General features: G+C 66.7%; 15 protein-coding genes. 9 read left to right on the top strand and 6 right to left on the bottom strand.

Features of this window, described 5'->3' with window-relative positions; genetic code table 11:
* Positions 1–27 precede the first annotated feature (27 nt).
* Positions 28–1,488 (bottom strand): MFS transporter, encoded by a 1,461-nt coding sequence (locus tag ACFWPS_RS46040; RefSeq protein WP_383718062.1) that lies wholly within the window; start codon positions 1,486–1,488, stop codon positions 28–30.
* A 386-nt stretch (positions 1,489–1,874) separates the two neighbouring features.
* On the opposite strand from ACFWPS_RS46040, the gene ACFWPS_RS46035 reads away from it, so the two are divergent.
* A complete protein-coding gene (locus ACFWPS_RS46035) occupies positions 1,875–2,852 on the top strand; it encodes a LacI family DNA-binding transcriptional regulator (RefSeq protein WP_383718059.1) in 978 nt (325 codons plus the stop codon).
* A 324-nt stretch (positions 2,853–3,176) separates the two neighbouring features.
* Here the strand turns inward: ACFWPS_RS46035 and ACFWPS_RS46030 are convergent, their stop codons facing one another.
* The gene (locus ACFWPS_RS46030; protein ID WP_383718057.1) at positions 3,177–3,818 is read right to left on the bottom strand and encodes a TetR/AcrR family transcriptional regulator; all 642 of its coding nucleotides are present in this window, start codon (positions 3,816–3,818) and stop codon (positions 3,177–3,179) included.
* A gap of 110 nt (positions 3,819–3,928) precedes the next feature.
* On the opposite strand from ACFWPS_RS46030, the gene ACFWPS_RS46025 reads away from it, so the two are divergent.
* Both ACFWPS_RS46025 and ACFWPS_RS46020 read left to right on the top strand, forming a co-directional pair.
* Positions 3,929–4,486, top strand: a complete 558-nt coding sequence (locus tag ACFWPS_RS46025) for a VOC family protein (RefSeq protein WP_383718054.1) — start codon at positions 3,929–3,931, stop codon at positions 4,484–4,486.
* 32 nt (positions 4,487–4,518) lie between these two features.
* Positions 4,519–5,541, top strand: a complete 1,023-nt coding sequence (locus ACFWPS_RS46020; RefSeq protein WP_383718051.1) for a Gfo/Idh/MocA family protein — start codon at positions 4,519–4,521, stop codon at positions 5,539–5,541.
* Positions 5,542–5,937: 396 nt separating this feature from the next.
* Here the strand turns inward: ACFWPS_RS46020 and ACFWPS_RS46015 are convergent, their stop codons facing one another.
* Positions 5,938–6,957: a LacI family DNA-binding transcriptional regulator gene (locus tag ACFWPS_RS46015; protein ID WP_383718048.1), complete on the bottom strand. Its 1,020-nt coding sequence runs from the start codon at positions 6,955–6,957 to the stop codon at positions 5,938–5,940.
* A gap of 341 nt (positions 6,958–7,298) precedes the next feature.
* On the opposite strand from ACFWPS_RS46015, the gene ACFWPS_RS46010 reads away from it, so the two are divergent.
* The 5 genes from ACFWPS_RS46010 (at position 7,299) to ACFWPS_RS45990 (ending at position 15,068) form a co-directional block, all read left to right on the top strand.
* A complete protein-coding gene (locus tag ACFWPS_RS46010) occupies positions 7,299–8,567 on the top strand; it encodes an ABC transporter substrate-binding protein (RefSeq protein WP_383718045.1) in 1,269 nt (422 codons plus the stop codon).
* Between the two features lie 78 nt (positions 8,568–8,645).
* Positions 8,646–9,572 carry a carbohydrate ABC transporter permease gene (locus ACFWPS_RS46005; RefSeq protein ID WP_383718042.1) on the top strand — a complete coding sequence of 309 codons (927 nt, stop codon included), beginning with the start codon at positions 8,646–8,648 and terminating at the stop codon, positions 9,570–9,572.
* Between the two features lies 1 nt (position 9,573).
* Positions 9,574–10,395 carry a carbohydrate ABC transporter permease gene (locus ACFWPS_RS46000; protein ID WP_383718040.1) on the top strand — a complete coding sequence of 274 codons (822 nt, stop codon included), beginning with the start codon at positions 9,574–9,576 and terminating at the stop codon, positions 10,393–10,395.
* A 45-nt stretch (positions 10,396–10,440) separates the two neighbouring features.
* Positions 10,441–12,735: a family 78 glycoside hydrolase catalytic domain gene (locus ACFWPS_RS45995; protein ID WP_383718037.1), complete on the top strand. Its 2,295-nt coding sequence runs from the start codon at positions 10,441–10,443 to the stop codon at positions 12,733–12,735.
* A complete protein-coding gene (locus ACFWPS_RS45990; RefSeq protein ID WP_383718034.1) occupies positions 12,732–15,068 on the top strand; it encodes a glycoside hydrolase family 3 N-terminal domain-containing protein in 2,337 nt (778 codons plus the stop codon). The genes ACFWPS_RS45995 and ACFWPS_RS45990 overlap by 4 nt, the downstream gene beginning before the upstream one ends.
* A 536-nt stretch (positions 15,069–15,604) precedes the next feature.
* Here the strand turns inward: ACFWPS_RS45990 and ACFWPS_RS45985 are convergent.
* From ACFWPS_RS45985 to ACFWPS_RS45975, 3 genes are all read right to left on the bottom strand, one after another.
* Positions 15,605–16,852, bottom strand: coding sequence for an NADH:flavin oxidoreductase/NADH oxidase family protein (locus ACFWPS_RS45985; RefSeq protein ID WP_383718032.1), 1,248 nt, complete (start codon positions 16,850–16,852; stop codon positions 15,605–15,607).
* 80 nt (positions 16,853–16,932) lie between these two features.
* The gene (locus ACFWPS_RS45980) at positions 16,933–18,402 is read right to left on the bottom strand and encodes an amidase (RefSeq protein ID WP_383718029.1); all 1,470 of its coding nucleotides are present in this window, start codon (positions 18,400–18,402) and stop codon (positions 16,933–16,935) included.
* Positions 18,403–18,682: 280 nt separating this feature from the next.
* Positions 18,683–19,495: an SDR family NAD(P)-dependent oxidoreductase gene (locus tag ACFWPS_RS45975; RefSeq protein WP_383718025.1), complete on the bottom strand. Its 813-nt coding sequence runs from the start codon at positions 19,493–19,495 to the stop codon at positions 18,683–18,685.
* 923 nt (positions 19,496–20,418) lie between these two features.
* Here ACFWPS_RS45975 and ACFWPS_RS45970 point away from each other — a divergent pair.
* Positions 20,419–21,564 carry an ABC transporter substrate-binding protein gene (locus ACFWPS_RS45970; RefSeq protein ID WP_383718022.1) on the top strand — a complete coding sequence of 382 codons (1,146 nt, stop codon included), beginning with the start codon at positions 20,419–20,421 and terminating at the stop codon, positions 21,562–21,564.
* The last annotated feature ends 83 nt before the right edge of the window (positions 21,565–21,647 follow it).

Here is a 21,647-nt window from a genome sequence, read left to right as displayed (position 1 = left end):
GCACCGAGGCCGGCCCGGAAATGCGGGTCAGGATGCGGCCTGACCGACCTCGGCCTGGTCAAGCCGACCGGGCTTGGGGATCAGCAGCACCAGCAGCGCGGCTGCTGCGGAACCGCCTGCCGCGAGCCAGAATCCGTTGGTGAAGCCGGAGTCGCGGTAGAACTGGGTGCCATGCATGATCTTGCCGCCACGGGCCATCAGGGAGAAGGTGAGCGTGGTGAAGATCGCCTGGACTATGCCCATCATCAGGGCCTGGGCGCCATTGGCGAGAGCCTGTTCCTTCGGCGAGACCGCTTCAATGATCATGATCGGGGCGACGGCGACGATCAGGCCGGCGCCTGGGCCCGACACCACACCCATGATGATCAATTGGGCTGCCGTATGGTGCAGGTGCGAGCCGAGGCCGTAGCCGACGGCGGCCAGCACTCCGCCCGTGGCCAGCAGGATCCGCGCGTCGAACCGTCGTGCGAGCACACCGGTCGCGATGGCGGTCGCGATGATGATCAGACTCAGCGGGGAGGTAACCCACGCGTTGTGCGTCGCCGTCCAGCCCAGGCCGTCGGAGACGGTCGGGATCTTCGGCATCAGTGCTAGCAGTTGTGTGTCCGTGCCGACCGCGTAGGTTGCTGCTGAGCCGACGGCGGTGGCCAGGAACACCGCCCAGACCTGGCGACGGGTCATCAGCGAGGCCGGGAACAGCGGGTGCTCGATGCGACGCTCGGCGAGCACGAAGACCATCAGTGCCAGCAGGCCCCCGCCCATGTAGGCGAAGAACGTGCCGCTGGTCCAGCCCCAGTCCGTGCCCTGTCCGATCGAGTAGACGATCGCGGTCAGGCCCGCGCCCAGCAGCAGCCCGCCGATCCAGTCCATCCGGCTCTGCTCCTCACGGACCGGGCTCTCGGGCACGAAGGCCACCAGGATCACCACACACAGCGCGGTGGAGACCACCATGAACCACAGCGCACCGTGGAAGCCCCAGGTGTCCAGCAGCCAACCGGACAAGAACGGGCCGCCCAGGGCGACGATGCCGATACTGCCTCCCAGCAGTGCGCTGGCCGGCCCGACCAGGCGACGTGGGAACACGTCACGGGCCGTCGCGTAGGCCACGGCCGCTGCCGCGCCGTAGATACCCGCGATGGTTCGCCCTACCAGCAGCATCGAATAGTTCGTCGACAACGCTGCGATCAGATCGCCGACCAGGCCGAACGCGGCGACGACGACCAGGACGCGCTTCTTGCCGTAGAGCGCGGCCGCCTTGACCGCAAACGGCAGCACGAAGGTGCCCACCAGGGCCCCGGCCTGGGTGAACCAGACGATTTCGGTGGTGCGGAAGTGGATCGCGATCTGAGCCTGGGCGTTTCCAGTGAGCAGAACGACGATCGGGTTCAGTGCCACCGCCCAGAGGAGGGAGATCAGCACGAGCGCGTGGCGCATGCCGAACCCGGTGCCTTCCTCTGTTGGTTGTGGAGCGGTCTCGGTGTGGGACATCGGTGTCCTTTCGAGCGGGCGGGGTGGAGCTCGCAGGGCCGGATGGCGGCTCTTACGGTTTCGGCTGCCGAGTCCATCGAGGCCCGCCGTATCGATGCGGACCTCGCTCATCGCGATCAGTCGGCTCAGCGGCAGCGACTCAGCTCTAAGTGAAGCGCATCACTGAAGCGCTTCAGTAAGCTAGCATCGGATGCATCGAAAGCAACAAGGCCTCGTAATGCTACGAATTCATAACGCCACGGCTGGAGACGCAGTCCACTTCACCGGCCCGACGGCATTCGCGCTCTCCATGGCCGTGACCAGACCCCGGCGCCAACGGTGGCCGACTCGCAGGAACAGGGGCCGGCCTGGGATAAGGTCGAGGACGCCGACAACCTCAGAGGACCATGACACGCCCCCCGAAACGGACCACCGGCGTCGACGTCGCCCGCGCCGCCGGCGTTTCCCCCACCACTGTGAGCTACGTGCTCAACGACCGGCCCGGGCAGTCCATCCCGGAAGAGACCCGGCGCCGTGTCGTGGAGGCCGCCCAGCGGCTGAACTACCGGCCGCACGCCTCGGCGCGTGCCCTCGCCGCCGGGCGGAGCGACATCGTCCTGCTCACCATCCCCGACCTGCCGATCGGCCCGAGCATCAGCCGCTTCGTGGAGGAACTCGCCGGCTCACTGGCCGGGCACGGCCTGACCCTGGTCACCCACCTGCTGGGCGCACACGGACGTCCCCTGCTCGACGTCTGCGCCACCCTCGGCCCCTCGGCCGTCCTGGGCCTGGCCCCCTTCGATCAGGACACCGTCCAGGCATTGCACCGACTCGGGGCGACCGTCGTCCTGCCCACGAACGTGGACCAACCCCCTCCCTGGGAATCGGCCGGCCGGCTGCAGGCCGAACACGTCATCCAGCGCGGACACCGGCGCATCGGCTACGCACTGCCCGAGAACTCCTCGTACCGGCAGATGGCCGAGGGCCGCCTGCTCGGCGTCACGAACGCCTGCGCCGCCGCCGGCATCGCCCCGCCTGTCGTCGTCACCATGGATCTGGAGATCACCAGCTCCACCCGGGCCGTGACCGCCTGGAAGGGTCAGGACGTGACGGCCGTGTGCACCTTCAACGACGAGACCGCGATCGTCCTGCTGGCCGGCATGCGCGAACACGGCCTCCACGCACCCGACGACCTCGCCGTCATCGGCGTCGACGACCACCCCATGGCCCGCTTCGCCAGCCCCCCGCTCTCGACTGTCTTCTTCGACGTCCTGGAGGCGGGGCGGCACCGTGCCGAAGCCGTGCTCGCCGCCCTCGCGGGCCGCGAAGGCAACTTTCCCATCTCGCCCACCAACCCACAGGTCATCGCACGCTCCTCCACCTGATACGCGGACAGGCAATCACGGGAATGTGGTTGCCCTGCCGTTCAAGAACGGGGGCGTACCTCGTAGTCGCGGGCCATGCAACGGTATTTCATGTGCCGGCCCAGGGGGCGCTCGACGGTCCAGCGGCGTGGGACCACGCAATACCCCTGCCAGCGGGGGCGCGATGGACGGCGGAACACTCGCGACGACGCGTTCGATCAAGAGCTGGCCTGCGACCGGGCCCTGCACGCTCACAGCGGCGGCCTTTCCCACGTCGATACTCTGCCCAGTCGGAGGACCAGAGATCTTGATGCTCGCGGTCGACACCGGCCAGGTCGCCATGAGTCAGGTGCCCGCTTGTCCGAAGATGAGCGCGGACGCGGCCTCCCATTCCCGGACCAGGTCGGCGTTGTCCGGGTCGCGCAGCCATTGCAGCTCCAGACCGTCCATCGTGGCCAGGATCTGCCGGGCCAGCGATTCCGGGTCCCTGCTGAGAGGCTTGGCCAGCTCGGACAGAGCTGCGAGCGCTCGTCGGTGACGGGCGAGGAAGTACGCGTGCGCCGGGTGGCGTGGCTCCAGTGACTCGGCGGCGAGCACGGCGTGCAGCCGGACGATCTCGGGCTGCACCGCGTTGCGCCGTACGATCGCGGCGCACACCTGCGGCAGGTCGACCACACCCGGCGCAGTGCCGTCCACCGGGTCACCCGTCAAGTCGCTGTCACCCGTGCCGAGTTGCACGGCCAGTTGCAGTGCGTCCTCGATCTCGGCGTGCTCCAGGACCGACGCGAGCAGTCCGTCCTTCGAACCGACATGGTGCAGCAGCCCCTGGACGGTCAGGCCGCAGCCATCGGCGACGTCCTGCATCGACAGGCCCCAGAAGCCCCGCTCGGCGATCAGGCGCCTCGTCACCTCCACGATCTGCCGCCGCCGCTGGGCGGCCGGCAGTCGAAGCCGGTCACGCCGGTAAGCCGGGACTCCCTCAGCCATGTTCACACGGGCCTTCGTATCAGGACATCTCTTGTCGGCACACATCCGATGTTGTAATTTACAGCTTACCTCTTACCTAATAGGTACTCGGTATCGATGGGAGTGCTCCGATGCACCAGTCCTCCCGGGCGGCCGCTCTGCAGGGATCCATCCGCCAGATCGGCTACGTCGTCCGCGACCTTGACGAGGCAGTGGGCAATTGGCTGTCACTGGGGGTCGGTCCTTGGTACGTGATGCACGGACAACCCCTGCACGCGCTCTACCGCGGTCAACCCTGCACAGCCCCCCTGTCCCTCGCTCTCAGCAACTCTGGTGATCTGCAGATCGAACTGATTCAGCCGGACGACGAAACGCCCAGCATCTACACGGAGTTCCTGGCCTCCGGGCGGGAGGGATACCAGCAACTCGCCTGGTGGGTCGACGACCTCGACACGGCGGTCCAGGCCGTCGTCCGGGCCACTGGCTGGCCGGTCGTATGGTCCAGCGACGACAGGAAGAGCCCGATTCAGTACGCGTACCTCGAAGCACCCACCGGCCCGGCACAGGTCATCGAGATCATGGAGCGTTCCGCCGGCACGGACGGCTTCGCCGAGATGCTGCGTACCGCCGCAGCCACGTGGGACGGCAGTGAGCCGATCCGCTGCATGTCCCCGAACGGCACGTCCTGACGTCGGCACCGTCACCATCGGAGGAACGAAGAATGCCTGATTCTCGCCCGTCCAATGAGGTTCGTTGGGCGATCGTCGGGACTGCCGATGTGTCCCGGCAGATCGCCGCGGACTTCGCGACCGTTCCGGGAGCGAGTCGAGCGGCGGTGCTGTCCCGCTCCTTCGACCGGGCTCGCGCCTTCGCCGCCGAGTTCGACTTCTCGCGCGCCTTCGACGACATGGACGCCCTTCTGGCCGACTCGCAGGTCGACGCGGTCTACCTGGCGACCCCGCACGCGCTGCATGCCTCGATGGCGCTGCGGGCCATCGAGGCCGGCAAGCATGTCCTCGTCGAGAAGCCGCTCGGGGTGAACGCGGCCGAGGCCCGGGAGATCGCCGGAGCGGCGCAGCGCCGTGGCGTGTTCGCGATGGAAGCGATGTGGATGAAGTTCAATCCGAGCTTCCGAGCCTTCGTCGACCAGGCCCGCGCCGGCCGCATCGGCGACATCCGCGCGGTACGCGGGTACTTCGGGCTCCCGTTCGGGACGGCGGACTCGGACCGCTGGTCGGCCGAGCGGGCCAGCAGCACCCTGCTCGACCAGGGGATCTACCCCGTCACGCTGGCACTTGAGCTGCTCGGCACGCCCAGCGGAATCATCGCCGACGGTGACATCCGGGCCGACGGCGTCGACCTGACCGAGTACATGACGCTGCGGTACGACGGAGGCCGGGTCGCGCATCTGGCCGCATCCATGGTGCAGTTCATCGAACCGACCGCCTCGGTGAGCGGCACCGCCGGATGGATGACGATCCCCGCACCGTTCATGAGGGCCACCCAGTACGCCACCCATGCCCTGGACGGCACGTTCACCGGCGAGCTCTTCTCGTCACCCGACATCTCGCGATTCGACCGCGAGGGCAACGGCTACATCCCCATGCTCCGCGCGGTGACGGAGGCGATCCTCCGCGGCGACACGGAACACGAGTGGCACCCCCTTCGCGCCACCGTCGAAGTCTTCGACGTGCTCGACGGTATTCGGTCCGCTCTGGTGTCCTCTCGGACTGCACGCGCATGACCACTGAGGCTCAGTCAGCAGGAAGCGGGTCTGTCGGGATCGCAGTCGGACAAGGCAGCGAACCAGGTCGGCGCCTGCCCCTGCGGAGGCCGACCAGCTTGCTGAAGAGCGTTACTGGCAATTACCGCCGCCTGTCCGGCCGAAGGCCCCAACATGACCGGCGTTTCCCGTCGGGCGCGCCTGACGACCTGCTCGTCGAACGACGTCCCGCCCAGGAACGTAGACCGGTCCATTTTCGTAAACATCCCGCACTGCATCACGCAGTCCGGTCCGCCTCGGAACGGGACTGTGTCCTGGATCCCTCGCCACGGGGGAGGGCAGCCCGCCGTCAGGGCTGAGCGGCCACAGAAGGGTGGGCAATGCACCGGACCCGGCCGTGCTCCGCGGGTCCGGCGCTCAGCTCCCCGTGCGATTCTCGGGCAGGTTGCGGCTGCGTGCGGCCTGCGACGAGGCTCTGACTCGCAGCTCCGGGTGGATCTGGTAGTGGCGCGCAGTCGTTCGCCGGCCGGAGATCCGCTCCATCAGCAGCTCGATCGCCATCGCACCCATCTTCTCACCGAACTGCGAGACGGTGGAAAGCGACACCAGCGGGTGGCCGGCGACCTGGATGTCGTCATACCCCACCACGGAGACATCCCTGGTGGTCAGTCCCAGATCCGCGAGCGCGCGCAGCACGCCGATCGCCAGCGTGTCATGCCCGGCGAAGATGGCGGTGATGGAGGGATCACGGCTCAGCAGTTCGCGTGCCACAGCGTAAGCGTCGTCCTGTGCGTCACTGCAGTATTCGATGATCGAGTCCAGGCCGGCGTCGGCGGTCATCTGCTCGTACGTCAGCAGGCGGAGCGAGTGCGGGGCGCGCGGCTGGACCTCGGGCTGCATCCGCATCGTGAGGTGCGCGATCCGCTCATGCCCCAGAGTGCGCAGATGGTCGAGGGCCAACGTCGTACCTGCGACGTCGTCATTGGTGACCGTGTCGTAGTTGACGGAGTCGTCGTGCCGTCCGATGAGGACGATCGGAAGCTCAAGGGCGAGGGTCTCAAGCCAGGCCGGCGTGACCTCGGGCGAGATCGCTATGAGACCGTCGACCTGGCGGTCGGCCAGATTCTCCAGGACCGGCGCACCGCTGAGCTCGCCGATCCCTGGGGCGATCATCAGTTGGTAGCTCGAACCGGCCAACTGCGCGGCCGCACCCTGCATGATCTGGGTCAGGAAGTCGTTGCCGAGGTTGGGGATCTCCAGGCCGATACTGAAGCTCGACCCCCTCATGGCCCTGGCCGCGATGCGCGGCCGGTAGCCCAGCTCCTGGATCGCGGCCTCCACGCGCGTCCGCATGGCATCGCTGACCCCGTACGCATTGCGGATCACCTTGGACACCGCACCCTTGGACACTCCTGCGGCCCGGGCCACATCGTCCATCGAGGGGCGCCGAGCAGCACCGGCGGACGCATCCGATCCCACGGTTGCCCTCCTTCTTGAAACCATCCGCGAGGCTACCACCGCGCATCCGGCTCATGCCCCACGCTTGTAGACCGGTCGCCGTCGAATCCGATCACGCTCGCCTGCGCGCCGCTGCTGAGCAGCGCCTTTGCTCCAGTCCTCCGCCCCATCGGCGGGCCCGAGGCATCGCGAACCAATTTTTGTGAACCGGTTGACACTCGCACTCCCGAGTCCTACGGTCACTAGCACATTGCTGGACGAGTCCTGTTTACGGGGCAATAACGTCCAGGCCCCACGTTTGGAATCCAACGGAGCATTTCATGCGAAGAAACCGTGCAGTCGCGGTCGCCAGTGTGGGTGCGGCCGCAGCGCTGGCACTCGCCGGATGTTCGACCGACTCGAATTCCTCCTCGGGATCCGCCTCCGGCAGCAAGACCCTCACGGTCGCCGGCTGGTCCGGTGACGCCGTGATGAAGGCGGTCGTCGCCCAGTTCGAGAAGGACAACCCGGGAGTCAAGGTCAAGTTGACCGGCTATCCCTGGCCGGCCATCCTCACGCAGATCAACACCCAGCTCGTCTCGGGCACCGCAGCCGATGTCGACGTCGTCTTCCCCGGCAACGGAAACCCGATCACGGCCCAGACCCTGGCCAAGGGCAAGTACCTCGCAGACCTCTCCGCCGAGAGCTGGGCTTCGAACTTCAACGAAGCGACCAAGAACGTCATGAGCGCCGACGGCAAGGTGCTGATGGTCGCCAACAACTCGACGATCATCCCCGCCACATACAACACGCAGGCACTCAAGGCCATCGGCAAGACGGCGCCCACCACGTGGAGCCAGGTGCTCGGCCTCTGCTCGGCCGCGAAGGCCAAGGGCAAGGTGGCCTACGCGATGGCCGGCCTCGCCGGCGGTACTTTCAACTACCTTCCCTACACTCTCACCGCCACTCTTGTGTACGGACCGAACCCGGGCTTCTCGGCCCAGCAGGCAGCCGGCAAAGCGACGTTCAGCGATTCCCAGTGGACCACCGCGCTGACGAAGTACCAGCAGATGCTCAAAGCCGGGTGCTTCACCAAGGACTCGCTCGGCACGAGCCTCGATGTCGCGCAGAAGCAGGTCGCCACGGGTGGCGCCCTCGGCATCGTGACGGTGAGCAACCAGATCGTGGACATCCAGAAGGACGCGCCGAGCGGAACGACGTTCGAGACCGCCGCGCTCCCGGCAACGGACGACCCCTCGCAGACCGTCCTGCCGGTCGGCCTGGGGGCGGGGTACGGCGTCAACGCCAAGGGCAACGTCGCGTTGGGGAAGAAGTTCCTCGACTTCTACATGTCCAAGAAGGGGATGGACGTCGCGGTCAAGGCCGGATCCATCTTCCCCAGCACCACGGTGGAGGGATTCAAGCCCACGCCGGCTCTGGCGGGTGTCTCGGATCAGGTGCACAGCGACAAGACCGCCGCGTTCCCCGACCAGACCTGGCCCAACGCCAACGTGACGCAGGTCTACCAGGACGAGCTGCAGAAGCTCCTGGGCGGACAGGCCTCGGTCAAGGACGTGCTCGCCGCAATGGATGCCGCTTACAAGGGATGAGCTGGAAGAACGGGACGGCGCGGCGCGAGGAACGCGCACCGCGCTGTCCTTCTGCAAGAGACAGCAAGGAGTCTCGACATGGCAACAAGTGCTGATCCCGCGCGCGCTGACGCGCCGGCCTCCGGATCGAGGCGTCGGTACCGCAGTTACGCACAGTCGGTGTGGTGGTTCGTTCTGCCCGCAGCCGCGCTCTACGCGTTCGCGGTGATCGTTCCTGCGGTCCAGGGCAGCCTCTTCGCGTTCACCGACTGGGACGGTGTCTCGTCGGCCAAGCACTGGGTGGGCTTGCACCAGTTCCGATCGATTTTCGACGACACGAACAGCTTGACAGCGATCAAGAACACCCTGCTGATCGCAGTCACGGTGACAGTGGTCCAGAACGCCATCGGCCTGCTCATCGCCCTCGGTGTGAACTCACGGATCAAGTCGCGGAACTTCCTTCGGGTTCTCTTCTTCGCACCTGTGGTGATCACGTCGATCGCGGTGGGTTTCCTCTGGCAGAACCTCCTCGCCCCGGAAGGTGCACTCAACCAGGTTCTCAAGGACATCGGCCTCGGTGGATTGCGGCAGAACTGGCTCGGCGACCCGAAGGTCGCGATCTGGGCGATCATCGCGGTCGTGATCTGGCAGTTTGTCGGATACTCCATGGTCATCTTCCTCGCGGGGCTCCAGGGAATTCCGGACGAAGTGATCGAAGCGGCGGCGATCGACGGCGCCGGCCCGGTCCGGCGTTTCTGGTACATCGTCCGTCCGATGCTGGCTCCGGCGTTCACGATCAACCTGATGCTCTCCCTTATCGGGGGCTTCAAGCTGTTCGACCAAGTCTTCGTCATGACCCAGGGCGGACCCGGCGGTGCGACCGACACGATTTCGACACTGATCTACAAGAACGCTTTTCAGCTGGGGCGATTCAGTAACGGCGCTGCCCTGGCTGTCGTACTCACCTTGTTCGTGGCTGCGGCATCGGCGTTTCAGTATCGGATGATCTCCAGGAACGAAGGCTGAGATGTATCGCTACACATGGAGGACAGGGGTCCTCGAAGTCGTCATGATCCTGACGGCCCTGGTGTTCATTTTCCCGGTCGTTCTGCTCTTCAACATTGCCTTCAAGGCTCCTGGCGACCAGAGCTCGACCCTTGCACTTCCCAAGCATCCGACCTTCCAGAACTTCGTCGACGCATGGCACCAGGGCGCTCTCGGCGGTGGGCTCATCAACAGCGCGATAGTCACGATCCTGACCATCGTCTTCCTGGTCGTCTTCGCTTCGTCCGCGGCCTACCCCCTCTCCCGGCTGCGCTCGCGGTGGTCCACCGTCAGCTACTTCGCGTTCCTTGTGGGCCTCCTGCTTCCCATGCAGCTCGCTCTGCTCCCGCTGTACCAGACGATGCGCGACATCCACCTGCTCGGCTCGCTCAGCGGCGTCATCCTCGCGAACGTCGGCCAGTCGATGCCGTTCACGATCTTCCTGTACGCCGGCTTCATGCGCGCCCTGCCCCACGATTTCGAAGAGGCTGCCGCGCTCGACGGCGCAAGCGCATTCCGCGCCTTCTGGTCGGTGGTATTCCCGCTGATGCGGCCGATCACCGGAACGGTCATCATCCTGAATGCGGTATTCACCTGGAATGATTTCCTGCAACCGCTGCTCTACCTGTCGGGTTCAGGGAACAAGACGATCACTGTCGCCGTCTACGGATTCGTCGGTCAGTACGGCGCCCAGTGGAACCTTATTTTCGCCGGGATCATCATCAGCATCGTGCCGATCCTGATTGCGTACTTCGTACTGCAGCGCTACATCGTCCAAGGATTTGCGGGCGGCCTCAAGGGCTGAGTTCATCGTTATCCCCCCACCGCGATTTAGCGAATTGGAATTTACGTGACCATCTGGACGGGGCGCTTCATCGCGCCCGAAAACGGCATCGAATCCGCCCCGCGGTTCCGACGGGAGTTCTCCACCGAGCCAGGGCACGGAGGACTGGTCTCCGCCACCCTGCGACTGTCCGCATTGGGCATATGTGAGGCCTGGATCAACGGGCGGCCCGTGACGGACGCCGTACTGACTCCGGGGTGGACCAGCTACGAGTGGCGACTGCACTTCGTCGAGCTCGACGTGACCGGTCTCGTCGACGAGATCTCGACGCTCGCGATCACCGTCGGCAACGGCTGGTACCGCGGACGTCTGGGCTGGATCGAGACGAATCGTTATGGCCCGGACATCGCTGCCTTCGCGGAACTGCGGCTGACCTACGCCGACGGGCACGAAGCGGTTGTCGCGACCGATGAGTCGTGGATGTCCGGTCCCGGACCGGTGGTCGCCGACGACCTGTACGACGGCCAGGCCATTGATGCCCGACGCGAGGACGATGCCTGGCTGCGCCCCGGATTCCAGGCCGAAGGCTGGGCCGGCGTCCGCCTGGTGGACTACGACAGCGCCCGCCTCACCCTCGACCCCGCACCGCCGGTACGGCGAATCGCCCACCTGCAGCCGCAGAGAACATGGCACAGCTCCTCCGGCGCCCTCCTCATCGACTTCGGACAGAACGTCGTCGGCTGGCTCAAGCTCCGTGTGCGCGGACCAGAGGGGACGGTCATCACGGCACGGCACGCCGAGGTCCTCGAAGACGGCGAGCTGTGCGTCCGGCCACTGCGTTCGGCTCTGGCGACCGACCATTTCACGTTGAGCGGCGGCGACGACACCTTCGAGCCGACGATGACCTTCCACGGGTTTCGCTACGCCGAACTCAGAGGCTGGCCGGAGGGGCTTCCGGTCGATGGTGCGGTGACCGCCGTGGTCGTCTCGTCCGATCTGCGCCGGACCGGTGAGTTCGAGTGCTCCGATCCGGATCTGACGACCTTCCACGCGAACGTCGTCCGCGGAATGCAGGGCAACTTCGTCGATGTCCCCACCGACTGCCCGCAACGCGACGAACGCCTCGGCTGGACGGGAGACCTCTCGGCGTTCGCACCGACGGCCGCCTTCCTCTTCGACGTGAAGGACTTCCTCCTCGACTGGCTGCGTGACCTCGCGCTTGAGCAGTCCCACGCCGACGTCGTCCCACTCGTCGTTCCCGACATCCTCAAGCACGCCGTCGACGCGGCAGCCGACCAACCGGCCGGCCCACCCACAGGCCATCCGGTTGCCCTGTGGAGCGACGCTGCTGTCTGGGTTCCCTGGACACTGTGGGAGGCGTACGGCGAGATCACGATCCTGAGCGAGACCTTCCCGACGATGCTCGCCCACGCGCGGAGGGTCCGCGCGGCGCTGTCCCCTTCGGGCCTGTGGGACACGGGCTTCCAGTTCGGCGACTGGCTCGACCCGGACGCCCCTGCCGAACACCCAGAACGCGCCAAAGCAGACCCCGGTGTGGTGGCAACGGCGTGCGCGTACCGGACGATGATGCTCGTCGCACAGACGGCACAGCTGCTCGGCAAGTCCGCGGAAGCCGCGGAATTCTCCTCTACGGCCGCGGACATCCGGGCCGCGTTCCGTCGCCATTACGTCGGCGATCAGCGCATCAAGAGCGACTGCGCCTCCGTTTACACGCTGGCTGTCGCGTTCGGGCTGCTCGACGAAACGGAACGAGCCTGGGCCGGCGACCGGCTGGCTCAACTCGTCGAAGCGAACGGCCACCGTATCTCGACCGGCTTCGCCGGAACGCCCTTCGTCACCGGCGCTCTGAGCTCGACGGGGCACATCGACACCGCGTACCGCCTGCTTCTCCAGCGTGAGTGCCCGTCGTGGCTGTACCCGGTCACCATGGGCGCGACGACCGTCTGGGAGCGCTGGGACTCCATGCTGCCGGACGGTCGCATCAACCCGGGCGACATGACCAGCTTCAACCACTACGCGCTCGGGGCGGTCGCCGACTGGATCCATCGCGCTGTCGGAGGCATCGCGCCCCTGACCCCCGGTTACCGCGAGGTCCTGGTGGCACCACTGGTTGCGGACGGCATCGACTGGGCTCGGTGTGCACTGCAGACCCCCCACGGCCGAGTCGCTGTGGATTGGCACCGCCTGGACGACCGCGTGACGGTCTCGGTGACCGTCCCCGTGGGCAGCAGCGCGGTCTTTCGCTGGCCGGGCCACGCCGACCGCGAACTGCCGTCCGGACATCACACCCTCGACGTCGAGTTCTCGCGGTCGCCCGTACAGAATGGAGTGGCTGGATGAACCGCCCGCCCGTGCGCGCCGACGCCCCCGAACGCCCGCATCTCGAGCCCTACCTCGATCCGAGCAGGCCTGTCGACGAACGCGTCGCCGACCTGATCGCACGCATGACCTTGGCCGAGAAGGTCGGCCAGATGCTTCAACTCGACGCCCGCGGTGACCTTGACGACCTCGTCCTCGGCTCGTTGTGCGGCTCGCTCCTGCACGCTTCTCCCGAGAAAAGTGTCCATGCCCGCGAACTGGTGATGCGGACACGTCTGCAGATCCCCTTGCTCATGGCGGAGGACTGCATCCATGGCCACTCGTTCTGGCCGGGTGCGACGATCTTCCCGACCCAGCTCGCCATGGCATGCAGCTGGGACCGTGAGCTTGTCGGGCGCGCCGCGCGAGCGACAGCCGTGGAGGTGTCGGCCACCGGAGTGCACTGGACCTTCTCGCCCGTGTTGTGCATCGCACGCGACACGCGGTGGGGAAGGTGCGACGAGACCTTCGGTGAGGACCCGTACCTGATCGGCGAGCTGGGCGCGGCCATGATTCAGGGATACCAAGGGGAAGGATTGGACGACAGGACTGCGGTTCTTGCGACGGCCAAGCACTTCGCGGGGTATTCGGAAACCCAGGGAGGCCGTGACGCGAGCGAGGCCGACCTGTCTCCCCGCAAGCTCCGCTCGTGGTTCCTGCCGCCCTTCGAGAAGGCTGTGAACGCCGGGTGCCGCACCTTCATGATCGGCTATCAAGCGGTAGACGGTGTGCCGATCACAGCAAACAGTTGGCTGTTGAACGATGTACTCAGAGGCGAGTGGGGCTTCACCGGAACCCTGGTGACCGACTGGGACAACGTCGGTCGGATGGTGTGGGAGCAAAAGGTGTGCGCCGACGACGTCGAGGCGGCCGTCGTGGCAGTCACAGCGGGCAACGACCTCGTGATGACGACACCGGCGTTCTTCCACGCCGCCCAGGCCGCTGTGGCGCAGGGACGCCTCGCAGAGTCCGCGATCGATGCCGCGGTCGCCCGACTGCTCCGGTTGAAGTTCGAGCTCGGGCTGTTCGAAGATCCACGCCTCCCCGACCGCTCGCGGCAGGAGTCGGTCATCGGCTCCGCCGAACACACCGCTCTCAACCTCGAACTGTCGCGGCGCTCACTCGTGCTCCTGCGCAACACCGGGATCCTGCCGCTGGACGGGGGGACAGCACCCAGCGGGGCCGCGCGGGCGTCCTCGGCGACACCACGCACGATCGCAGTCCTCGGACCGCTCGCCGACGACCCCCATGCCCAACTGGGCGACTGGGCGGGCGCATCCGGACAGGTGGACTGGCTGCCCGACGGGCACCCCCGCGAGTTGACCACCACCGTGCTCGACGGATTCCACCGCGTTGTCCCCGGTGACTGGACCGTCGTCCATCGACGTGGTGCGGAGGTCGGCCGCCTGATCCCGGATCCGGCCGGCCCTGTACTGCCGGACGGCCAGCCGCGACCTGAGTTGTTCGTGCCCGCCGAGGTCGACGAGGCGGAACTTGCCGAGGCGGTGGCGGTCGCGTCCCAGGCGGACCACATTGTCGTGGTCGTCGGCGACACCGTCGGTCTGACCGGAGAAGGTCGCTCCACCGCGTCGCTGGAGCTCATGGGCGGTCAGATCGCCCTCCTCGATGCCCTACAGAAGCTTGATCGGCCCTTCGTCGTCGTCCTCGTCCAAGGCAAACCCTCGACGCTCCCCGCTTCGGCCCTGGGAGCAGACGCCATCATCCAGGCCTTCAACCCGGGGATGCAGGGTGGCCGGGCGATCGCCGAGCTCGTGCTCGGACACATCGAGCCGACCGGGCGACTGCCGCTCAGCGTTCCACGCCACGCCGGACAGCTGCCGATCTACTACAACCAGGTCCGGGGACAACACGGTTACAGATACGCCGATCTGACACAGGATCCGCTGTTCGCCTTCGGCGAGGGCCTCAGCTACACGTCGGTGCACTACTCGGAGCCGAAGATACAGAATCCTGTCGTCCCGTCCACCGGCACGGTGCGAGCCACGGTGACACTGACCAACACGGGCCGGCGCCCGGCGCGAGAGACAGTGCAGGTGTACGTCCGCGACCGCGTGACAAGCGTGACGTGGGCCGATCGCGAGCTGAAGACCTTCACTCAGGTCGACGTCCAGCCGGGTGATTCAGTCGAGGTGGAGATCCTGGTTCCGGCCGCTGACTGCACCCTCGTCGGTGCCTCGGGACGCCGTGTCGTCGAGCCAGGTGAGTTCGACCTCCTGGTCGGGAGTAGTTCACGCATCGAGGATCTTCGCGCCGTGACCTTCACCATCGAGCGTCCGGGCGGAGCGACTTCTTGATTCCCGCCGCGGCGAGGCTGTTTCCCTCATCAGACCAGTCGACCTGTGCCTGGGCCCGCGGGATCACCTCGAACCGAAAGTGCAGACCGGCGAGTTCGCCGGAACCGATCCCGCGCAGGCACCAGCCATACAGGACACCTGATGGTGTTCCGTCTTCATCGATCTGGTTCGGCGGCGGGCCGCACCTGAGTAGCTGGTGCCGGTCGGATCTTGAGGGGTGCGCGTCGAACGGGAGTCCAGAGCGAACCATGAACAGGCTTGGCAACGACCGCCCGAGGCACGTAGGTGGACTGGGTCCGCCTGCACTGCCTCCGGGCGGGATGCGGACCTCTTCTCGTCCTCCTTCACAGCTGGTCGCGGACCTCGCACTGTCGGCATGCAGATCGACGGCCTGTCCGTCGGCAAACTGAGCGATCCGGCAGAAGGGCAGCATGTCGAGTCCGGTGGCCGTGGCATCGCCGTGCGCTCCGGATACCGGGCAGGGAATCGGTCGACAGTCCGGACAGGTTCTGGCCTGAGCTTGAGGTCTCAGGTCCTCATGAGCCGCCTCGCTTGGCGCGGAATGAGGTGCGGCCGTTTCGCCGCACCATTGCCACGGTGGTGGCGAGTCTGCCGCGACTCAGGTCGGGTTGCAGGCCGTTCCCGAGGCGGTGTATCTGGTCGGTGTGCCAGCTGAGGTCCAGTACTCCGTCGAGGGACTTGAGGTCGGTGATCCTTTCCAGCAGGCTTCGCATGCCGTAACGCAACTGGTGTGCCGTGAGTGCGTCGGCTTCGCCCGCGAGCATGAGCCGGGCTGCGTCTGGTGTGGTGATCGTCGGGCGGCCGATGCCGACCATGTCGCATTCGCCGTCCTGTACGGCTCGTTGCATGGCATCGCGGGTGCGGAATCCGCCTGTGACGGCGATGGGGATGTCGCCGACGAGTTCGCGAACAGTACGGGCGTACTCCAGGAAGTACGCCTCGCGTGCCCTCGTGCTGGGGGCGGCAGAGCCGCTCATCGCCATGGACTCGTAACTACCGCCGCTGACTTCTATGAGGTCGACGTGTTCGCGGGCGAGCGCGGCCAGCACGGCCTGAGACTCCTCCTCGGTGAAGCCGCCCCGCTGGAAGTCTGCGGAGTTGAGCTTGATGCCCACGGCGAAGCTGGGGCTGACACGGGCACGGATGCGCCGGACGACCTCAAGGCCGAAACGCATCCGTCGTTCGAGGTCGCCGCCCCAGTGGTCGTCGCGTCGGTTCGACAGCGGTGACAGGAACTGAGAGATGAGATATCCGTGGGCCCCCTGCACCTGTACCCCGTTGAAGCCGGCTGTCTCGCACACGGCCGCGGCCGCGGCGAAGCGTTCGATGATCTCCTCGATTTCTGCCGGTCGCAGCTCCCGCGGCGTCTTGGCTCCGGGTAGCTTCGGTGCGATCGGGCTGGGTGCCACCGGCGTGTGTCCGAGCGCCAACGGGTTGGCCTGACGTCCGGGGTGGTTGAGCTGTGCCCAGATCGGAACACCGGCGTCCTGGGCCGACTTGGCCCAACGTGAGAGGGCGTGGAGATCGCGCTCGTCCTCGATGACTATGTTGCCCGGTTCGCCGAGCTGGGTGCGATCGACCATGACGTTGCCAGTGATCATGAGGCCATATCCGCCTCGGCTCCACCTGGAGTACAGACGGCCAAGGCGCTCGTCCGGCGCGTTGTTCTTGTCTCCCAGTGCCTCGCTGAGCGCGGACTTCATCAGGCGGTTGGCCAGCACTTGGCCGTTCGGAAGAGTGAGGGGGGTGTCCAGCATGTTCATCGGGGCTTTCCTTGGGTGTGGCCGGCGCAGCCGGGACGGCAGGCAGGGTCGGGTTCAGGCCAGCGCGGGCCGATGGATCGTCACGCGAAGGCGGGAGGAGGCTGGTAGCCCTCGAGCTCTCGACCCAGGAGTTCCGCGAACTTGATGGTGGTGAGGTCGCCGCCGCTCGGACCCATCACCTGCAGCCCGACGGGCATACCGTCCCTGCCCGTTCGGACTGGGACGGTCGTCGCCGGAGAGCCAGCCACATTGGCAATGGCGCTCCACTTGACCTGGTCCCAGTAGGGGCGGGCCCGCCCTTCGACCTGGATCCGGCGTCCGAATCTGTCGATCGGCTTGTTGTGGTGAGGCGGTGCCGTGGTCGGAGTAACTGGCATGAGCAGGACATCGAATTCCCGGAAGAACTCGGTCCACCGCTGCCGGAGCTCATGGCGTACGACGTCCGCCTGCAGCCAGCTGTAGTGCGACTGGAAGGTTCCTCGCAGGGCGTACAGCGCCTCACCGCCAGGATGCTGGGCAACACGCGCGAGGAGCGCAGCGTTGGAGGCCGCTGTCAGTCCGGACCGGTCGTAGGTGAACGCACCGAAGAGAAGGCGCAGGAAAACGTCATGGCTGGTCGCCATGTCGACAGGGAGGACGGTGGGCTGCAACTCGACCTTCGCGTCGGCGGCCTTGAGGGCGCTCAGGGCATCGTCCACTGCGGCTTCGACGTCATGGTCGACGGGACACTGCGCGTCCTCGCTCCACACCGCGACCCGGAAATCACCCAACTTGCTCGCTCGGGGAGGTGCGAGGGTGTAGCTGAAGCCGCCGTCGCGCTCAGGCGGTCCGACCGTCGCGTGGAGGATGGGAACAAGATCGCGCGCCTCGCGCACCTGGGCGCCCGCACAGGCGAGGTCGATCTCCCCCCATCGCCCTACGCCTGGTCCGCCCGGCACGTGGCCGATGAGCGGGATGGAGCGCCAGGTGGCCTTGTGCCCGTAGAGGCCGCTGAAGTGTGCTGGGATCCGGGTCGATCCGCCGATCTCCGAGCCGAAGTCGAAAGCGGTGAGCCCTGCGGCTGTCGCGACGGCGCCACCCCCTGCGGAACCTCCGGACGTGCGGGCGGTGTTCCACGGGTTCAGCGTCGGCCCGAACACCGGGTTGTCCGCCTGGACGTCCTGGTTTCCCGCGGGCATGTTGGTCTTGCCGATGATCACCGCGCCCGCCGCACGCAACCGTCGTACCGCCTCAGCGTCCTGTTCGGGCACGTATTCCTTGAGGTCGGGCCGACCACAGACCGTCCGCATACCGGCGGTCTCGTAGCTGTCCTTCAGTGTGATCGGCAAGCCGTGAAGCGGGCCGATTTCCGCCCCGCTCGCGCGTTTCGCGTCGGCATTCCTGGCCTCGCGCTGCGCCCGCTCGACGTCCACGGTGACGATCGCGTTCAGCGTTCCGTTGTGGGCGCCGATCCGGCTCAGGTAGATCTCAAGCAGTTCCTCGCTCGAAACCTGGCCCGAGGCCAGCGCACTCAACTGGTCCGCGGCTGACTGGAAGGGGAGGTCATGCACGAAGAGCCTCATTTCTGTATGCGCGGATTCGGCGGGCCCAGAAGTGGAGATGTGGCCGCACCGGCGTCCCGAGAGGGAGATCGCGTCCGCGGTGTGCGCTCCATCGAGGAGCGCCGCTCCGCCGCGACCGCCCGAAGCGTGTCGATGCCGGCCGTCGACACCTGTCTGCTCGGAGCTCCTGGGGTGCTCGGCCGGAAGGTCCCTCGCCATGCGAGGAAGGGGGCGGGCGAGGTTCCGTGGCGGCGAGTTTTCGCCCCGACAGCACGAACGCCCAGCAACCTCAGGAGGTCAGGAGATCTTCGCCCTTGCGGGCGTCGAGGCTGGCGACGATGCTCTGGACCTTGCTGTCGCCGATCAATCGGGACTCCATCGCAGGCGCGAGGACGCCTCGCAGCGCCGAGACGGCGGACCAACGGCGGGGGCGGACGACGCGCGCGTCCCGGCGACGCAGTCCGGCGACGATGGCGCGCGCCGCCTGCTCGGGGCTGATGCGCTTGTGGAGTACTTTCGGCAGGCCGTTGAGGAGTGCTTGTGCCGCGGGGTCCTGGTCGACGCTCTGCCGGATCATGTCGGTGTTGATCATGGCGAAGTAAGCTGTCGTCACACTGGCCTCGTGAGCGGCGAGTTCAACTCGCAGTCCCCGGCCGAGTTGCTCGACGGCCGCCTTGCTCATCGCATAGGGGATCGTCCCTGTGCCGTTGACGTAGGCGAACACCGACGACAGCAACACCAGGCGACCCTTGCTCTCAATGATGTGTGGCAGCGAGGCGTGGACGGTGTTGAGTACCCCGCGGACATTGACATCGAAGAGCTGATCGATCACAGGAGGCGAGGAAGCGCGGAGTGTTGCACCCCTGGCCGCCACACCTGCGTTTGCGATCACGATGTCGAGGCAACCGGTTTTCTCCACCACGTTCTCGACGACTCTGGACATGTCGGCAAGATCGGTGACATCCCCGCGCAGCGCGGTGACTCCCTTGTTGACGCCCTGGCCGGCGCTCGATTGATGGAGGTCGACCACGAAGACCAGGGCCCCCTCCTCACTCAGGCGCCGCGCAGTCGCGGCACCCAGCCCCCTGGCACCGCCGGTCACGAGTGCGACGTTCCCTGCTATCGAGTCATCTCGCCTGTTCCCTGCCATAGCGCCTCCCTGAACATCGTCGTCCAGACCCTGAAGGCAAAACGCCGGCGGGTCGGCGGAGCTTTACATTCCAGTCATAATATTACGACCGTAAGACATTGCCAAGGGTGACGTAGGTTCTTGAGGGCATGTGACGGCCGCCACTCGTGTCGTCCGCTTGTCCGGCGCGTGCGCAGGGGAGCGGAGGCGACCAGCCGGAGAGGGGGCTTGTCGAGCCGCTCGCGTTGCCGAAAGAAACCGCCCGCCCGAAGGCCACAGGGAGACCAGAGAGCTCGCGCTGGCATCGCCACCGGCCAGATCCAAGGCCGGGTCGACCCCGCGCTCATCGGTCGCCGCCGCACGGCCCTCCCGAACGCGCCGAGATGGGCAGCGTCGGATTGCTCAATCAGTCCCCCTAGCTGCATCACATGGTCCTCTCCCTCCGTGCGCGCCTCCCCTTTCACGCCGCTCTTCGCAACCGAGCGGTCTCCACCAGGTCCACGAAGGCGATCGCCTCCGCGACATCCTTGGCAAACGCAGCAGCGCCCCAGCACCGCGGCTCGTCCTCGAACCGACCGAGACACCCGCCCACCGGCATGCGCCCGGCTCATCCGGCGGAGCTGGGGAAACGGCCATGGCCGCGGACTCCCCTGCCGAGACAACGCCCTCGGACACGGCAGCACCCGAACTGCCCGCCCAGTTATGAGCCTGCGGCGGATCCTTCCCACAGAACACCCCCCTCTGTCGCCACCCGCTGCCCGGCTGACCGTTCAACCAAAGGGTTGAACCGGAAGACAGCATCCGGACGACGCGCAACGGCGCAGCTCATCGGCAGACTTGCCGCGCCGCCGCATACGAAGCGCGACGGCAGAACCAGCAGGAGGATCCCCACCACCATGCCCAGGAACTTCAGCAGGCGCCGGCTGCTCACCACCGGAGCCGGTGTCGCACTCAGCGGTGCCGCCTCGGCGGTCACCACCAGCGCGCAGGGTGCTCCCCCGGTCAGCGCCTCACTCACCGGTGTCCGTGAAGAGACGCGCTCCCTCGACGAGCTCTACGAGCAGGCCATCGCCGAAGGCGGCAAGCTCGTCCTGTACCAGGGCGGGGACGTCGACGGCCAGGCGGCCGGGGTGCGGGCCGGCTGGGCCGCCCGCTTCCCGAAGGTCGAGCTGACGGCCGTCGTGGACTACAGCAAGTACCACGACGTCCGTGTCGACAACCAGCTCGCGACCGACACCCTGGTCCCCGACGTCGTCCAGCTGCAGACGCTCCAGGACTTCACCCGCTGGAAGCGGGAGGGCAAGCTGCTGCGTTACAAGCCCGCCGGGTTCTCCAAGGTCCACAAGGGTTTCAAGGACCCGGACGGCTCTTGGACCGCGCTCATGGTCATCGCCTTCAGCTTCATGTACGACATCCAGGCCGCCGGCTCCAGCGCGCCCACGACCCCACTGGATCTGCTCGACGAGCGCTGGAAGGGCGCCATCGCGTCCTCCTATCCGAACGACGACGACGCGGTGCTCTACCTCTACCACCTGTACCAGCAGAGGTACGGCTGGGACTGGGTGGCGCGATTCGCCGCGCAGCAGCCGCAGTTCGGCCGGGGTACGAACACTCCGGGTGTCGCCGTCAACAGCAAGCAGAAGACCATAGGTGTCGGCGGCTCGGGCAGCACGGTCTCGACATCGACCACCGTGAAGTGGGTCGTGCCAACTGGTGACCACCCCTTCATGGCGTGGGGGCAGCGGGCCGCGATCCTGAAGAAGGCCGCTCATCCGGCGGCCGCCAAGCTGTACGTGAACTGGCTGCTGTCCGAGGAGCACCAGATGGCCAGCTTCAACGGCTGGTCGGTGCGTACGGACGTCACCCCGAACGCGAACCTGAAGCCGGTCTGGGAGTTCCCGAACGCCCACGTCGACGGCTTCCCGCAGTTCATGGAGGACCGTGCCGAGGCCGAGCGGCTGAGGCAGACCTTCGCCCTCTACTTCGGCGAGGTCAAGGGCGACCCGTCGCCGGGCTGGCTCGGTCTGCACCCTGGGCGCTGACACCAACGCGTGGGATCACGGCCCCACCTGAGCGCTTACGGTGATCACACAGGCCACGGCTTACCATTCTGGCCCTGTTGTCG

The sequence above is a fragment of the Streptomyces sp. NPDC058457 genome, from assembly GCF_042720695.1.
In the GTDB taxonomy this organism is placed as follows: Bacteria; Actinomycetota; Actinomycetes; order Streptomycetales; family Streptomycetaceae; genus Streptomyces.
This window is presented reverse-complemented; position numbering and strand designations above follow the sequence as displayed.

Excerpts from the sequence above, each read along its gene's own strand:
- ACFWPS_RS46040 (WP_383718062.1), bottom strand. The coding sequence starts at position 1,488 with ATGTCCCACACCGAGACCGCTCCACAACCAACAGAGGAAGGCACCGGG.
- ACFWPS_RS46005 (WP_383718042.1), top strand. The coding sequence starts at position 8,646 with ATGGCAACAAGTGCTGATCCCGCGCGCGCTGACGCGCCGGCCTCCGGA.
- ACFWPS_RS45970 (WP_383718022.1), top strand. The coding sequence starts at position 20,419 with ATGCCCAGGAACTTCAGCAGGCGCCGGCTGCTCACCACCGGAGCCGGT.
- ACFWPS_RS46000 (WP_383718040.1), top strand. The coding sequence starts at position 9,574 with ATGTATCGCTACACATGGAGGACAGGGGTCCTCGAAGTCGTCATGATC.
- ACFWPS_RS46020 (WP_383718051.1), top strand. The coding sequence starts at position 4,519 with ATGCCTGATTCTCGCCCGTCCAATGAGGTTCGTTGGGCGATCGTCGGG.
- ACFWPS_RS46030 (WP_383718057.1), bottom strand. The coding sequence starts at position 3,818 with ATGGCTGAGGGAGTCCCGGCTTACCGGCGTGACCGGCTTCGACTGCCG.
- ACFWPS_RS46015 (WP_383718048.1), bottom strand. The coding sequence starts at position 6,957 with ATGGACGATGTGGCCCGGGCCGCAGGAGTGTCCAAGGGTGCGGTGTCC.
- ACFWPS_RS46025 (WP_383718054.1), top strand. The coding sequence starts at position 3,929 with ATGCACCAGTCCTCCCGGGCGGCCGCTCTGCAGGGATCCATCCGCCAG.
- ACFWPS_RS46010 (WP_383718045.1), top strand. The coding sequence starts at position 7,299 with ATGCGAAGAAACCGTGCAGTCGCGGTCGCCAGTGTGGGTGCGGCCGCA.
- ACFWPS_RS45985 (WP_383718032.1), bottom strand. The coding sequence starts at position 16,852 with ATGAACATGCTGGACACCCCCCTCACTCTTCCGAACGGCCAAGTGCTG.
- ACFWPS_RS45990 (WP_383718034.1), top strand. The coding sequence starts at position 12,732 with ATGAACCGCCCGCCCGTGCGCGCCGACGCCCCCGAACGCCCGCATCTC.
- ACFWPS_RS46035 (WP_383718059.1), top strand. The coding sequence starts at position 1,875 with ATGACACGCCCCCCGAAACGGACCACCGGCGTCGACGTCGCCCGCGCC.